Source organism: Streptomyces sp. R-74717 (assembly GCF_047305335.1).
Taxonomy (GTDB): domain Bacteria; phylum Actinomycetota; class Actinomycetes; order Streptomycetales; family Streptomycetaceae; genus Streptomyces; species Streptomyces atratus.
In genome coordinates this window covers 2,900,554-2,915,818 of the sequence record NZ_CP102361.1, presented here as the reverse complement: position 1 = coordinate 2,915,818, position 15,265 = coordinate 2,900,554, and the positions used below count along the sequence as shown (strand labels likewise).

Sequence of the window (15,265 nt, the reverse complement as noted above, 5' to 3'; positions counted from 1 at the left end):
ACGTGTCTGGCCGGACGCACGCTCTCGCTTGCCCCGAGCGAACCTGTGTGGGATGCCGGGAGCGGGCGGCCAAGAGCGAGCTGCTGCGCATCGTGGCGGAGGGGGACGCGTGCGTCCCCGATCCGCGCGGTACGCTGCCCGGCCGGGGTGCATATCTACACCCTGTCTCTGTCTGTCTGGACCTGGCGGTTCGCCGCCGGGCATTCCCCCGGGCCTTCAAGGCCAAGGGGCCGTTCGACCCCGCCGCAGTGCAGCGGTTCGTCGAGCGGGCGACACCGTAAGAAATGAACGGCACGGGACCCCGTGCGGTCAGGTACCTCGCGAGTTGGAAGTAGGTCGAGATTGCGATGAGCACTCGATGAGTACGCGATGAGTACGCCCATGAAGTAGCGACGGTCCGGCGGTAACCCGGACCTAAAAGGAGCGAAGTGGCTAAGGTCCGGGTATACGAACTCGCCAAGGAGTTCGGCGTCGAGAGCAAGGTCGTCATGGCCAAGCTCCAAGAACTCGGTGAATTCGTCCGTTCGGCGTCCTCGACGATCGAGGCGCCGGTTGTACGCAAGTTGACTGACGCACTGCAGGGGCCCGGCGGCAACGCCGGCAAGTCCGCTGCAAAGCCTGGCGCGCCCCGCAAGGCGACGCCTGCAAAGCCCGCAGCGCCCTCCCCGGCCGCTGCGGCACGTCCCGCTGCCCCGAAGCCCGGCGCCCCGGCCCCCAAGCCGGCCGCAGCCGAGGCCCCCAGCAGCACCCCTTCCGCTGCCGCGCCTTCCGCGCCGTCGGCGGGCCCGCGTCCGGGTCCGAAGCCCGCGCCGAAGCCCGCTCCGGTCACCCCGGTGCCCGCAGCAGAGTTCTCCGCTCCGGCCCCGGCCCAGCCGGCCGCGCCGCAGCAGGCCCCGCGTCCCGCGGGTGCCACCCCCGGGCCCCGTCCTGCCCGTCCGGCTCCGGCCGGCGGTCAGCGTGACGGCGGCCGTGGTGGCGAGCGCGACGGTGGCCGTGGCGGCGACCGTCCGGCCCGTCCCGCAGGCCAGGGCGCCCCGCGCCCCGGCGGCGCCCGTCCGGCGGGTCCCCGTCCGGGCAACAACCCCTTCACCTCCGGTGGCTCGACGGGCATGGCCCGTCCGCAGACGCCCCGTCCCGGCGGCGCACCGCGTCCCGGTGGCGGTCAGGACCGTCCGGGCGCCCCGCGTCCCCAGGGCGGCCCCGGCGGTGCCCCGCGTCCCCAGGGCCAGGGCGGTGCCCGTCCGACCCCGGGCGGCATGCCCCGTCCGCAGGCTCCCCGTCCGGGCGGTGCCCCCGGTGGTAACCGTCCGAACCCGGGCATGATGCCGCAGCGTCCCGCTGCGGGCCCGCGTCCCGGTGGTGGCCCCGGCGGTGGCCGTGGTCCCGGCGGTGGCGGTCGTCCCGGCGGTGGCGGCGCAGGTCGTCCCGGTGGCGGCGGCTTCGCAGGCCGTCCGGCCGGTCCCGGTGGTGGTGGCGGCGGTTTCGCCGGTCGTCCCGGTGGCGGTGGCGGCGGTGGCGGCGCAGGTCGTCCCGGTGGTGGTGGCGGCGGCTTCGGCGGTCGTCCCGGCTTCGGTGGACGTCCCGGCGGCCCCGGTGGCCGTGGTGGCACACAGGGTGCGTTCGGCCGTCCCGGCGGTCCCGCGCGTCGTGGTCGCAAGTCGAAGCGGCAGAGGCGCCAGGAGTACGAGGCCATGCAGGCCCCGTCGGTGGGCGGCGTCATGCTGCCTCGCGGCAACGGACAGTCCGTCCGTCTGTCGCGCGGTGCCTCCCTCACCGACTTCGCGGAGAAGATCAACGCCAACCCGGCGTCGCTCGTCGCCGTGATGATGAACCTCGGCGAGATGGTCACTGCCACGCAGTCCGTCTCCGACGAGACTCTGAAGCTGCTCGCCGAAGAGATGAACTACGTCCTCGAGATCGTCAGCCCGGAGGAGGAGGACCGCGAGCTGCTCGAGTCCTTCGACATCGAGTTCGGCGAGGACGAGGGTGGCGAAGAGGCTCTGGTCTCCCGTCCGCCGGTCGTGACCGTCATGGGTCACGTCGACCACGGTAAGACCCGACTTCTGGACGCGATCCGCAAGACGAACGTCGTTGCGGGCGAGGCCGGCGGTATCACGCAGCACATCGGTGCGTACCAGGTCTCCTCCGAGGTCAACGGCGAGGACCGCAGGATCACCTTCATCGACACCCCGGGTCACGAGGCGTTCACCGCCATGCGTGCCCGTGGTGCGAAGTCGACCGACATCGCGATCCTCGTGGTGGCGGCGAACGACGGTGTGATGCCCCAGACGATCGAGGCGCTCAACCACGCCAAGGCGGCCGACGTGCCGATCGTGGTCGCGGTCAACAAGATCGACGTCGAGGGCGCGGACCCGACCAAGGTGCGCGGTCAGCTCACCGAGTTCGGTCTGGTGGCCGAGGAGTACGGCGGCGACACGATGTTCGTCGACATCTCCGCCAAGCAGGGCCTCAACATCGAGGCTCTTCTGGAGGCCGTCGTCCTCACCGCCGACGCCTCGCTCGACCTGCGGGCCAACCCGGAGCAGGACGCGCAGGGTATTGCGATCGAGTCCCACCTCGACCGCGGCCGCGGTGCCGTTTCGACCGTCCTGGTCCAGCGCGGCACGCTGCGCATCGGTGACACGATGGTCGTCGGCGACGCGTACGGCCGAGTCCGCGCGATGCTCGACGACAACGGCAACAACGTCGAGGAAGCGGGTCCGTCGACCCCCGTCCTCGTCCTCGGTCTCACCAACGTCCCGGGTGCCGGCGACAACTTCCTGGTGGTGGACGAGGACCGTACGGCCCGTCAGATCGCCGAGAAGCGTGCCGCCCGTGAGCGCAACGCCAACTTCGCCCGCAAGGGTGTCCGGTTCTCCCTGGAGAACCTGGACGAGGCGCTCAAGGCCGGTCTGGTCCAGGAACTCAACCTCATCATCAAGGGCGACGCGTCCGGTTCGGTGGAGGCTCTCGAGTCCTCGCTGCTCCAGCTCGACGTCGGTGACGAGGTCGACATCCGGGTCCTGCACCGCGGTGTGGGTGCGGTCACCGAGTCGGACATCGACCTGGCGACCGGCTCCGACGCCATCGTGATCGGCTTCAACGTGCGCGCCGCGGGGCGTGCGCAGCAGATGGCCGAGCGCGAAGGCGTGGACGTCCGGTACTACTCGGTCATCTACCAGGCGATCGAAGAGATCGAAGCGGCCCTCAAGGGCATGCTCAAGCCGGAGTACGAAGAGGTCGAGCTCGGTACGGCGGAGATCCGCGAGATCTTCCGCTCGTCCAAGCTGGGCAACATCGCCGGTGTGCTGGTCCGGTCCGGCGAGGTCAAGCGCAACACCAAGGCGCGCCTGCTGCGCGATGGCAAGGTCATCGCGGAGAACCTCAACATCTCCGGTCTGCGCCGCTTCAAGGACGACGTCACCGAGATCCGCGAAGGCTTCGAGGGCGGTATCAACCTCGGAAACTTCAACGACATCAAGATCGACGACGTCATCGCGACGTACGAGATGCGCGAGAAGCCGCGAGGCTGACCCGTACCTCAACAGTCGGGGCCGGTCGACGGGTCGTATTTCCGTCGATCGGCCCCGGCCGTTCCGTGTACGGTTCTTGTGTCCCTGCCAAGCGCTGGCAGGGCACGAACCCGAACCGGCGGGACATCCGGACATACATGTATGTGGGGACACTGTCCTTCGATCTGCTTCTCGGCGACGTACGGTCGTTGAAGGAGAAGCGCTCCGTCGTCCGTCCGATCGTCGCCGAGCTCCAGCGCAAATACGCGGTGAGTGCGGCGGAGGTGGGCGGTCAGGATCTCCATCGCAGGGCCGAGATCGGCCTCGCCGTGGTCTCCGGGGACACCGGACACCTCACAGACGTACTCGACCGGTGCGAGCGGCTGATCGCCGGCCGGCCCGAGGTGGAGCTGTTGTCCGTACGACGGCGGCTGCACAGCGACGAAGACGATTGAGCAAGGCAAAGAAGGAGACGGACCAGTGGCCGACAACGCGCGGGCGAAAAAGCTGGCGGACCTCATCCAGGAGGTGGTCGCCGAGAAACTGCAGCGCGGTATCAAGGACCCGCGTCTGGGTACGCACGTGACCATCACGGACACCCGGGTCACCGGTGACCTGCGGGAGGCCACGGTCTTCTACACGGTCTACGGCGACGACGAGGAGCGGGCGAGCGCGGCGGCCGGCCTGGAGAGCGCCAAGGGCATCCTGCGTTCGGCGGTCGGAGCGGCGGCGGGGACGAAGTTCACCCCCACGCTGGCCTTCGTGGCCGACGCCCTCCCGGAGAACGCCAAGGCGATCGAGGACCTCCTCGACCGGGCACGGGCCTCGGACGCACGGGTGCGCGAGGCGTCCTCTGGCGCCACGTACGCCGGTGGTGCGGACCCGTACCGCAAGGCGGAGGACGAGAACGACGAGGACACCGCCTCCGAATGACATCGCAGAACAGGACGCCGGACGGCCTTGTCATTGTCGACAAGCCGTCCGGCTTCACTTCGCACGACGTCGTCGCCAAGATGCGCGGCATTGCCCGGACCCGCCGCGTCGGCCATGCCGGCACGCTGGATCCGATGGCGACGGGCGTTCTCGTGCTCGGTGTGGAGAAGGCCACCAAGCTGCTGGGTCATCTCGCGCTGACCGAGAAGGAGTACCTCGGCACGATCCGGCTCGGCCAGAACACCGTCACGGACGACGCGGAGGGCGAGATCACCTCGTCCACCGATGCGTCCGGTGTGACGCGTGAGGGCATCGACGCCGGGGTGGCAGCCCTGACCGGACCGATCATGCAGGTGCCGTCCAAGGTCAGCGCCATCAAGATCGACGGTAAGCGGTCCTACGCGCGGGTGCGCGGCGGCGAGGAGTTCGAGATCCCGGCCCGGCCGGTGACGATCTCGTCCTTCAACGTCTACGACGTCCGCGAGGCGGTCGCCGAGGACGGGACGCCGGTCGTCGACCTGGTCATTTCCGTCGTCTGCTCCTCGGGTACGTACATCCGCGCGATCGCCCGTGACCTCGGCGCCGGGCTCGGCGTCGGCGGGCATCTGACCGCGCTGCGGCGCACCCGGGTCGGGCCGTACGGCCTCGATGTGGCGCGGACGCTCGACCAGCACCAGCAGGAGCTGACCGTGATGCCGGTGGCCGAGGCCGCCGCCTCGGCGTTCCCCCGCTGGGACGTGGACGAGAAGCGCGCCAAGCTGCTGCTGAACGGGGTGCGGCTGGACATGCCGGCCTTCCCGCCGGGACCGGTCGGGGTCTTCGGGCCCGACGGGCGGTTCCTGGTACTCGTCGAGGAACAGAAGGGCAAGGCCAAGAGCCTTGCCGTCTTCGCCTGACCGGCGACCCGGGTCCTGATGAGACCCCATCGTGGAGCGGGCAGGGCCCCTGTGCCCGCTCCACGATCCCCCAATGGTTTCTGTCCACCGGACGCCATGAATTCACCCCAACGAGCAGGCGCTCGGAGTGAATCAGGGGTGCATTCGGGGGCGCTTTTACTCCGGGTGGTATTCGCGCCTTTCACCGTCGGCCTAACGTCGGACCATGGGAAGCGGGGACCGGGCAGCGCTGGTACGTATCTGCGATTCGGCCGGCCGGCCGCGGGGGACCGGATTCGTCGCCGACGACCGGGGCACGGTGGTGACCAGCCACGAAGCGGTCGACGGTCCCGCCCGGCTCGTCCTGTACGGAACGGACGGTCGCAGCTGCCCCGTCGAGGCCGCCGATGTCACCGCGCTGCCCGAACTGGACCTTGCCCTGCTGCGTACCTCAGGGCCCTCCACGCTCGGCGTGGAGCCGATGCCGATCGCCTTACGGGACCGGATCGACGCCGGTACGTATGTGACGATCGCCGCCCACGGCTGGCGTCAGGCGCGGGTGCTCGGCACCGCTCCGGTGACGTACACCACGAACGGCCGCTCCCATCGGATCGGCGCAGCATTGGAGCTGGCGCTCGGTACGGACGGCAGAGACGCGCTGCGGCTCGGCGGTGCGGCCGTGGGCGGGCCCGTCCTCGATCCGGAGAGCGGCGCGGTCATCGCCGTGCTGGGCACCGAGCTGCGCGCCGGACGTCCTGCCGCAGGGTTCGCTGTGCCGCTCAGGGGCGCGGGCACCCACGGTCCGCTGGACGAGCTGCTGCGGAGCAACGCGACGAGCGTTCCCGGATACGGACGCGACCTGAATCTCGCGGGCGCCCTGCACCTCACCGCGACATCGCTCGGCTCGGCGGGCGGGCCGGCTGTTCCGATCCGGTCGAACGCCCGGACGTCATCGCGGAGTTCAGCGCCTTCTCGGCCCCCGGCCACCCCTCGTCCGCACCGCACGGCCCCGCCGTGATCCTCGGTCTCGTCGGAGCGCCGGGCACCGGCCGCACCACCGAACTGGCCGCACTCGCCGCCCGCCGGGCCCGCGGCGCCGTACCCGCACCCACCCTCTGGCTGCGCGGCGCCGATCTGCTGGCCGACGACGACTCGGTCGCCGACGCGATCGCCCGTACGCTCCGGCGGGCCGGGCGGATCGTCACCGCCGCCGGAGCGAGGGGCGACATGGCGAGCGTCACCCCCGAGCGGGTGGCCGGGCTGGCCGAAGAGTCCGGGAGCCCGCTGCTCGTCCTGCTGGACGGCCCCGAGGAGATGCCTCCGGTACTGGCCCACGGGCCGGCCCGGTGGACCGCGGGCACCGTCGACTGGCTGCGGGAGTGCGGGGCGCGGCTCGTGGTCGCGTGCACGCCCGAGCACTGGGAGACTGCCGGTGCGCTCTGCCCGCCCGGTGCCCTGCACCGCCCCGCCAGGCCCGCGAGGCGGCTGCCGTCCGCGGTCCGCCTCGGCGATCTCACCGCGAGTCAGGCCGAACAGGCCCGGGAGCGGTACGCCATCCCGCCCGATGCGCTCGCCCCCGGCCACGGTCGGCACCCGCTCACCCTGCGTCTTCTCGCGGAGGTGCGCGAGGCGCTGCCCGGGGACGTCGCCGGGCAGCCCGATGCGGAGGATGTCTTCGGCGCCCACCTGGACCTGATGTGCCTGCGCATCGCGGTCCGCATCGCAGCCGTATCGGGCCCGGCGCCCGGCGGCACCGCGGTCCGCCGGCTGGCCGCGCAGGTGGCGGGGCAGGTCCACGAAGCGGCGCGGCGCTGTCTGGGCCCCGGACAGGGGGAGCTGGACCGGGCGGTGTTCGAGGAGGTGTTCCCCTGGCGCACGGGCTGGGCGTCGGCGGTCCTCACCGAGGGGCTGCTCGTCCCGGCGGGAGCGGGCTACCGCTTCGCGCACGAGGAGCTGGGGGACTGGGTGCAGGGCGCCCACCTGGACCTGGACGCGGCGCTGCACGCGCTGGTCCACCGGTGGCATGCGGAGGAGGGACCGGGAGCGGGGGCGGCGGAGCTGCGCGTTCCGCAGCCGAGGAGGCCGCGTACCGGGCGCAGCCGGGCGTCCGTGCCCGAAGCGGCGATGGAGGCCGCGGTGACGACGGGGCCACGCACCCTGCCCGTACCGCGCCATCGGATCGGCCCGGTGATCCAGGCCCTGCTGCTCCTGGGCCGCCGCCAGGGCCCTGCCGCGCTGGCGCACCGGCTGGCCGGTCTGATCGAGGCCCTGGACCGGATGCCGCCGGGGCCGGGGCCGGGGGCATCCGCGGAGACCGCCCATGACGCCCGCTGGTGGGCGGTTCACCTGCTCTCGGAGACCCTGCTCCGGGTGCCCGATGCCCGGCCCCATCTCGGCGCGCTGCGGCTGCTTGCCGACCGTATCGTCCGGCGTGCGGCCACGGGCGGGCCGGGGAGCCGGGGGGCGGGGGTGTACGCCGAGTTCGGGCCGTGGTTCTGGCGGCGGCTGAGGTTGCCCGAGCCGGACCGGATCGATCTGTTCCGGCGTCTCGTCCCCGCCGACGGCCCGCGCCGTGCCGACCCCCGTGGTGACGGCGGCCGCACCTGCGACCCGTACCCCGACGGCGACAGCGGCGAGCGGTTTCTGGATGCCGTCGCGCGGCGGCTCGTCGCGCAGCCCCGGACCATGCAGCCGCTGCTCTGCGGCTGGTTCACCGACGAGCGCCCCCTCCCTGGTGATGAGGGCGTCACGATCCGCCCGACCGCGGCCGCCGCCGCTCAGGCGCTGCTCTACGCCCGTCGGGACCTGGCCGTCGACGATCTGACCGACGCACTCGTCTCGACCGCCCACCCCCGGGCCGAGGAGCTGCTCGCCGCGCTGGCCGAGGACGAGCCCTCCGCGCTCTGCCGGGCCGTCGACCGATGGGCCCGTGACGAGGACCGGCCCGCCCGCCGGACCGCCGCCGCCTCGTACGCACTGGTCACCGCGGCGCACGTCACCCTCGACGCCGACCGCGAGCTGCTGCGCCAAGCCGCCCGCGCCCTGCTGGCCCGCCCGGCCGACGCCTCCCTGTACGGGGCCGCGCTCACCCTCCTCGTACAGGATCCGCAGACCAGGGACCGCTACCTCCCGCAGGCTCTGCGGGCCTTCGTCGCGGGTGAGCCGCAGCTGCCCGTGGACGCGCTCGCCATCGCGCTGCCCTCCCATGCGGAGCAGGTGCTCACCGCGTTCCGGGAGCGGCTCACCCGGCCCGATGAGAGGGCGGGCGAGGTGCTGTGCTCGCTCGCCGGGATAGACGCCCCCGCGCTGGCCCTGCACGCCGCCGGGCTCGTGCGGGCGTACATCGACAGCCACCCGGAAGACGCCGTGCACGCCGCCGCGTACATCGACCGGAGGCTGGAGCACGGACCCGCCGCCCGCGCCCTGCTGCTGCCCCTGGTGACCGGACTGATGCGGGACCGTCCCGTGCCGCCGCCGGTGCGCGGCGCGCTTGCCGGGGTGCTCGCGGCGCCCGGCAGCCCAGCCTCCGGGCAGCTGAGGGGCGAGCTGCTGGAGGTCCTGCTGGAATTCGAGCAGGATGCCCACCGCGACCCGGCCGTGCTCGACGCCTTGCTGCGGGCTGCCGCGACCGGCTCCGGCGGACGCGCACCGGCCCGCACCCGCGCCCTGGTCCACCGCACCGGGATGCTGCTGGTCCGTACCCCCGAGGGCGCGGTCCGCTTCGACCGCCGACTGGTCGAACTCGCTCGTGACGTGCCCGGATTCGCGGCCCTGGTCACCGGGTGGCTGGCCGAGGCCCCGCAGGAGTGGGCGGCGCTCGTCGGCCCGAGCGCGCGGCGGACGGTGGAGGCGCTGGGAAGCCCGAAGACGATGCCGATGCGGGCCGCGGGGCGTGAGCATGGCAGTCTTAGACCTGCGTAACAGGCAATCTCACGTACACGGGTTCGGGCGAGGAGCGGTCACAGTGCAGCGCTGGCGTGGCTTGGAGGACATCCCCCAGGACTGGGGACGCAGCGTCGTCACCATCGGCTCCTATGACGGGGTGCACCGCGGACACCAGCTGATCATCGGGCGGGCCGTGGAGCGGGCACGCGAGCTGGGCGTGCCGTCGGTCGTGGTGACCTTCGACCCGCATCCCAGCGAGGTCGTACGGCCCGGCAGCCACCCGCCGCTGCTCGCCCCGCACCACCGGCGCGCCGAGTTGATGGCGGAGCTGGGGGTGGATGCGGTGCTGATCCTGCCGTTCACCACCGAGTTCTCGAAGCTGGCGCCGGCCGACTTCATCGTGAAGGTGCTCGTCGACAAGCTGCACGCGCAACTGGTCATCGAGGGCCCCAACTTCCGCTTCGGTCACAAGGCGGCCGGGAATGTGCAGCTGCTCACCGAGTTCGGCGAGACGTACGACTACGGAGTCGAGGTCATCGACCTGTATGTGAGCGGTGAGGCGGGCGGCGGCCGGCCGTTCTCCTCCACCCTCACCCGACGGCTGGTCGCCGAGGGCGATGTCGCTGGCGCCGCCGAGATCCTGGGCCGGCCGCACCGGGTCGAGGGCGTCGTGGTCCGCGGCGCACAGCGCGGCCGTGAGATGGGCTTCCCCACGGCCAACGTGGAGACCCTGCCGCACACCGCGATCCCCGCCGACGGCGTCTATGCGGGCTGGCTCAATGTGAACGGCGAGGCGATGCCCGCCGCGATCTCGGTCGGCACGAACCCGCAGTTCGACGGCACGGAGCGGACGGTGGAGGCGTACGCGATCGACCGCGTCGGCCTCGACCTGTACGGGCTCCACGTCTCGGTGGACTTCCTCGCGTACGTACGCGGGATGCTGAAGTTCGACTCGATCGACGACCTGCTCGTGGCGATGGCCGCCGATGTGAAGCGGTGCAGTGAGCTGATCTCCGCGTACGAGCGCGGCTGAACCTTTCCTCGTGCACGACCGGGGCCGGGACCGTGGAGAACGGTCCCGGCCCCGGTCGTGTCGGAATCAGCTGTTCAGCTCCTCCAGCGTGCGCCCCTTGGTCTCCACCGCGAACCATGCGACCACGGCGCCGGCCACCGCGACGCAGCCCAGCTGGGTGAAGACCATCGCGAGGCTGCCGCCCGAGCCGATGATCGCGCCGACCACGATGGGCCCGAGGATGACGCCGAGCCGGTTCCACACTCCGCCGAACGACGCCCCGCGCGCCCGGCTGCGGGTCGGGTACAGCTCGGGTGTGTACAGGTAGAGGCTGACATTGGTGGCGAACACGAAGAGCGTCGCCACCGAGGCCCAGACAGCGACCTGGCCGCCCGAGGTGGCGCCTGAGACCGCCAGCGAGAGCAGCGCGACCGCCGCGCCGCCGAGCCCGACGGTGAGCGAGATCCGGCGTCCCACCTTGTCGATGACCAGGGCGACGAGCAGACAGCCGATCAGCCCGGTCACATTGGACAGCAGCGAGTAGTTCAGGGCGGTCCGCAGATCCAGGCCGAACGTCTTGGTGTAGAGCGAGGGCAGCCAGGTCGCGATGCCGTGGTTGACGTAGTACGCGACGAACCACAGCGCCGAGACGACCAGCGTGCGCCGCAGGTAGCGGCCGGCGAACAGATCGCGGAGCCCGCCGCGTGCGGTCTCGACGGGCGTCGCGGGACCGGGCTCCGGCAGCTGCGAGCCGATGGACTCGGACACGTCCTTCTCGATCCGGGCGATGACCTCCTCGGCCTCCTCGACCCGGCCGCGCGAAAGCAGCCAGCGTGGCGACTCGGGGACCTGGCGGCGCAGGACGACCACCAGCAGCACGGGCAGAGCGCCGATCAGGAACATGACCCGCCAGCCGAAGCTGGGCACCACCCAGCTGGCGACGAGCGTCGCCGAGGCGAGACCGGCCGGGAAGATCAGCTCGTAGAGCAGTACGAACCGGCCGCGGTGGTCGGCCCGGGCGATCTCGTTGATGTACGTGGCGGCGACGGGCACCACACCGCCGATGCCGAGGCCCTGGACGAACCGGAAGGCGGTGAACAGGGCGAAGCCCGGGGAGAAGGCGACGGCGAGGCTGGCCAGTGCGGTCACGGCGACGCCGAGCGCGACCGTTCGGACCCGGCCGATGCGGTCGCCGAGCCAGCCGGCGACCAGTGCACCGAGCAGCATGCCGACCGAACCACTGGTGACGATCATCGTGCCCTGACCGGTGCTCAGTTTCCACTGTTCGGTCAGGACGGGCAGTGCGGAGGCGGTCAGCAGCTGATCGAACGCCTCGAAGAACGTGACGGTGCCGATGAGCGTGCGGACCTTGATGTGCCAACGGGAGCTCGGCAGGCGTTCGAGCCTGGCCGAGATGGAGCTCACGGTGGGGCCGGTGGCCACGACTGACATGGGGATCCTTCCGCGAACAGAGGAGTTGCGGTGACCCTAGAAAGAAGTGTCTTAGGGGTCAATAACTAAGCACTTAGATTTCATAACGAAGTGGAACCCCGTTCGAACAGGGGTTTTGGGGTCCGGCGCAGAGGTGTGGACATGACTCACCGGCCCGTGGCGACGCGTGCCACGGGCCGGTGGGTGAGGCGGGATCAGGGCCGGTCGGCACGCTCCCCGGTCAGCGGGTGCATTGCGTCGAAGACCCGCTCGGGGGAGAGCGGCAGAGTGGTCACCCGGGCGCCCGTGGCATCCTGCACGGCATTGGCGACGGCCGCCGCGACCGGCACCATGGCACCCTCGCCGGCCCCCATGGCACCGAACGGGCCGGGCCCGTGCCCCTGTTCCTGGGTGATCGAGACGAAACGTGCGGGCAAGTCCTCGGCCATCGGCACCCGGTACTCCAGCGCCTCGCCGTTCAGCAGCGTGCCGTTTCCGTACCGCATCTCCTCGAACATCGCCCGGTCCAGGCCCATCACGGCGGCGCCCTCGTCCTGGCCGCGACAGATCAGCTTGCTCACGGCGCGGCCGACATCGCCGCCGGCGACCAGTTGAAGCACCGTCACCTTCCCGGTGTCCGGGTCGACCTCGACCTCGGCGCCGGCCCAGCCGATCTCCCAGAACAGACAGGGCGACTCCAACGGGGCGTCGGGGGAGAGCAGCGCCTTGAAGTGGCCCTCGCCGTGGAACTCGTACCCCGTACCGCCGAAAACCGCGGCCACCAGGCCCGGCAGCGGGACGGGGGTCCTCCTCCCTGCGCCGCACCGTCCAGTCCTGCAAGGTGAGTTCGGCGGCGTCGCAGCCGAGCCGGTCGGGCAGCGAACGCGAGCACCTTCGACCGCGCGTTCTCGGCCGCACGGAGCACCGCACGGCCCATCACCGTCATCCCGGACGAGGCGTTGGTGCCCTGGTCGTAGAGGATGACATCGGTGTTGATCGGCGCGTAGCGCACCCGCTCCAGCGGTACGCCCAGCACCTCGGCGGCCACCTGGCAGAGCGTGGTGGACGCGCCCTGGCCGACCTCGACCGTGCCGGAGCAGACATGGACCGAACCGGTCGCCGTGATCTTCACCCTGGCCTGCGCGGGCTTGTTCACCCCGCCACCGTCCTTGAAACCGATGGCCGGCCCCATGCCGCGGTTCGCCGTGCGCTCGCGCCCGGCGCCGGATGCGCTGGGTGGCGATACTGCCCCAGCCCGCGGCCAGTCCCGGCAGGGCGGCCCGCACCAGGGTGTCGTGCGAGCCCGTGTGGTGGTCGACCCCGGAGCCGATCCCCAGCGTCGTGCCGTCCCACTCGATCGCGCCGAGCCCCGCAACCCGCTTCAGCGACACGAGGGTGCGGCAGCCCAGTCCCTCGCGGAACTGCGCGAACAGGTCGCTGCAGCCCTGAGCGTAGACCGCGCCGGGGATCGCCCCCGCAGCCACGGTCTCGGCCGTCGTCGCGGGGCGTTCCAGGGTGAAATCGGGAAGGGTGCGCTGGGCCGGCGCCACCAGCCCGGTGGGGAGCAGGAGCATACGGACCGAGCCTCCTGGACTCTCGGCGTCACCAAAGAGGGTTATTTAATGGCTGAAACAGCTAATGCTGAGATTTCTAGCACCTAGGGAATACCTCCCACAAGGGTTCGACGACGGGCGCCGGTTGTATCGTGGGACCCTCGACCGCACCGTCCGCGGCACTCCAGGAAGGAGATGCGAGGTCCCGGCGCCGACGCCGTCCTCCCACCGCACATGACTCGTAGAGCCGCCGGCCGACCCGACGCGGTCGACCTCATCCTGGAGCAGTGGAAGCGGGAACTGCCCGAGCTCGACGCCTCTCCGATGGCAGTGCTCGGCCGGCTCCACCGCAGTTTTCTGCGCTACCAGGGCCTGCTGTCCGACCTCTTCGACTGCTTCGACCTGAACATGGCGGCCTTCGACGTACTTGCGGCTCTGCGCAGGTCAGGGCCGCCCTACCGGCAGACGGCCGGCGAACTCGCCGACATCGCCCTGGTCACCACCGGCGGCATCACCCTGCGACTGGACCGCCTGGAGAAGGCCGGTCTGGTGACGCGCGAACGCGATCTTGATGACCGTCGGGTGGTGCACGCACGGCTCACCGAGCGGGGGATCGAGATCGCCGATGTGGTCGCCGTCGCGCACTTCGCCAACGAACAGCGGATGCTGGCCGAGCTGAGCGAAAGCGAGTGCCGCCAGCTCGGCCGGCTGCTCGGAAAGCTGGAACGTTCCCTGGAAACGGCCGAACGGACCCCGCCCGACCCCGAGGCGCTCAAAGCGGCCACACGGAAGGACCGCACCCGAAGCGCCTAGTGGTCAGTATCTGACTGCTAAAGCATCGTTTATGGTGAGGCCGCATCGAGCCGGACCGCATCCGGCCGGGAGGAGGTCCGTGCCGTGCGTGAACTGCTGTCGGAACTGCGTGCCTGGCACGACGCCGGCACCGCCTTCGCCCTGGCGACCGTCGTCTCCGTACGCGGCAGCGCCCCGCGCGCACCCGGCGCCATGATGGCCGTGACCGCCGACGGCGCGGTGGCGGGCAGCGTCTCCGGAGGCTGTGTCGAGGGCGCGGTGTACGAGGTGGCCGGCGAGGTCCTCGCCACCGGGAGGCCTCAGCTGCAGACGTACGGGATCAGCGACGACGAGGCGTTCGGCGTGGGCCTGACGTGCGGCGGCACGATCGAGGTGTTCGTCAGGTCCTTCGCGTCGGAGGCCGACCGGGCCCGGCTGCGGGAGGCCGTCGACAGTATCGGCAGGGGCGAGCCCGTCGCCGTCGCCACCGTCATCTCCGGCGAGGCGGAGCCCGGCGCCTGCCTGGTCGTCCGGGCACGGACCACGCAGGGAACGCTCGGCGACGAAGGGCTCGACTCGGCCGTCACCGACGACGCCCGGGGACTGCTCGCCCAGGGTGCGACCGGCGCCCTGCGGTACGGGGCGCACGGCGAGCGCCGGATGCAGGAGGTGTCCGTCTTCGTCCAGGCGTACGCGCCACCGCCCCGGATGCTCGTCTTCGGCGCCATCGACCATGCGGCCGCCACCGCACGCATGGGTTCCTTCCTCGGATACCGGGTCACCGTCTGCGATGCCCGCCCGGCCTTCGCGACCCGGGATCGCTTCCCCACCGCCGACGAGGTGATCTGCGCCTGGCCGCACACCTATCTGGGGGCGACGGACATCGACGAGCGGACGGTCATCTGCGTACTGACGCACGATCCGAAGTTCGACGTTCCGTTGTTGGTGGCCGCCTTGCGCACACCTGCCGCGTACATCGGGGTCATGGGCAGCCGGCGCACCCACCTGGACCGGGCCGCGCGGCTGCGGGAGGCCGGGGTCGACGCGGCCGAACTGGCGCGGCTCGCCTCGCCCGTCGGGCTGGACCTCGGTGCGCGCACACCGGAGGAGACCGCTGTCTCGATCGCCGCGGAGATCATCCAGCACCGGTGGGGCGGGACGGGCAGGCCGCTCGGCGAGCTGACCGGGGCGATCCACGGCCGGGCAACCGGCAGCCCGCCCGGCGCCTGACGGCGCGCGTCCGCCGGACAGGCCGGGGCCCGTCCGAGGGCG

At 71.6% G+C, this 15,265-nt stretch carries 10 protein-coding genes and 3 pseudogenes; 9 read left to right on the top strand and 4 right to left on the bottom strand.

Annotated elements, in window-relative coordinates:
• The first annotated feature begins 2 nt into the window (after positions 1-2).
• From NRF20_RS12930 to NRF20_RS12900, 7 genes and pseudogenes are all read left to right on the top strand, one after another.
• Complete coding sequence (locus NRF20_RS12930) at positions 3-281, top strand: YlxR family protein (protein WP_398633973.1); 279 nt, start codon at positions 3-5, stop codon at positions 279-281.
• 147 nt (positions 282-428) lie between these two features.
• Complete coding sequence (gene infB / locus NRF20_RS12925; protein WP_398633972.1) at positions 429-3,533, top strand: translation initiation factor IF-2; 3,105 nt, start codon at positions 429-431, stop codon at positions 3,531-3,533.
• Between the two features lie 137 nt (positions 3,534-3,670).
• Entirely contained in the window at positions 3,671-3,967 is a 297-nt protein-coding gene (locus NRF20_RS12920; protein ID WP_327370171.1) for a DUF503 domain-containing protein, read from the top strand.
• Positions 3,968-3,992: 25 nt separating this feature from the next.
• Positions 3,993-4,445 (top strand): 30S ribosome-binding factor RbfA, encoded by a 453-nt coding sequence (gene rbfA / locus NRF20_RS12915; RefSeq protein ID WP_093894187.1) that lies wholly within the window; start codon positions 3,993-3,995, stop codon positions 4,443-4,445.
• A complete protein-coding gene (truB, locus tag NRF20_RS12910; protein WP_398633971.1) occupies positions 4,442-5,341 on the top strand; it encodes a tRNA pseudouridine(55) synthase TruB in 900 nt (299 codons plus the stop codon). The genes rbfA and truB overlap by 4 nt, the downstream gene beginning before the upstream one ends.
• 205 nt (positions 5,342-5,546) lie before the next feature.
• Positions 5,547-9,241 (top strand): annotated as a pseudogene (locus NRF20_RS12905) (trypsin-like peptidase domain-containing protein).
• Positions 9,242-9,284: 43 nt separating this feature from the next.
• Positions 9,285-10,238, top strand: coding sequence for a bifunctional riboflavin kinase/FAD synthetase (locus NRF20_RS12900; protein ID WP_114246982.1), 954 nt, complete (start codon positions 9,285-9,287; stop codon positions 10,236-10,238).
• A 66-nt stretch (positions 10,239-10,304) separates the two neighbouring features.
• Here the strand turns inward: NRF20_RS12900 and NRF20_RS12895 are convergent, their stop codons facing one another.
• From NRF20_RS12895 to NRF20_RS12880, 4 genes and pseudogenes are all read right to left on the bottom strand, one after another.
• On the bottom strand, positions 10,305-11,669 hold the full coding sequence (locus NRF20_RS12895) for an MFS transporter (protein ID WP_266357395.1): 1,365 nt from the start codon (positions 11,667-11,669) through the stop codon (positions 10,305-10,307).
• Between the two features lie 194 nt (positions 11,670-11,863).
• Positions 11,864-12,430, bottom strand: coding sequence for a molybdopterin cofactor-binding domain-containing protein (locus tag NRF20_RS12890; protein WP_398633981.1), 567 nt, complete (start codon positions 12,428-12,430; stop codon positions 11,864-11,866).
• 143 nt (positions 12,431-12,573) lie between these two features.
• A pseudogene (locus NRF20_RS12885) lies at positions 12,574-12,840 on the bottom strand (molybdopterin cofactor-binding domain-containing protein); the annotation flags it as partial.
• Positions 12,841-12,874: 34 nt separating this feature from the next.
• A pseudogene (locus NRF20_RS12880) lies at positions 12,875-13,222 on the bottom strand (FAD binding domain-containing protein); the annotation flags it as partial.
• Between the two features lie 213 nt (positions 13,223-13,435).
• On the opposite strand from NRF20_RS12880, the gene NRF20_RS12875 reads away from it, so the two are divergent.
• Both NRF20_RS12875 and NRF20_RS12870 read left to right on the top strand, forming a co-directional pair.
• Positions 13,436-14,014, top strand: coding sequence for a MarR family winged helix-turn-helix transcriptional regulator (locus NRF20_RS12875; RefSeq protein ID WP_398633969.1), 579 nt, complete (start codon positions 13,436-13,438; stop codon positions 14,012-14,014).
• Positions 14,015-14,098: 84 nt separating this feature from the next.
• Positions 14,099-15,223 (top strand): XdhC family protein, encoded by a 1,125-nt coding sequence (locus NRF20_RS12870; RefSeq protein WP_398633968.1) that lies wholly within the window; start codon positions 14,099-14,101, stop codon positions 15,221-15,223.
• The last annotated feature ends 42 nt before the right edge of the window (positions 15,224-15,265 follow it).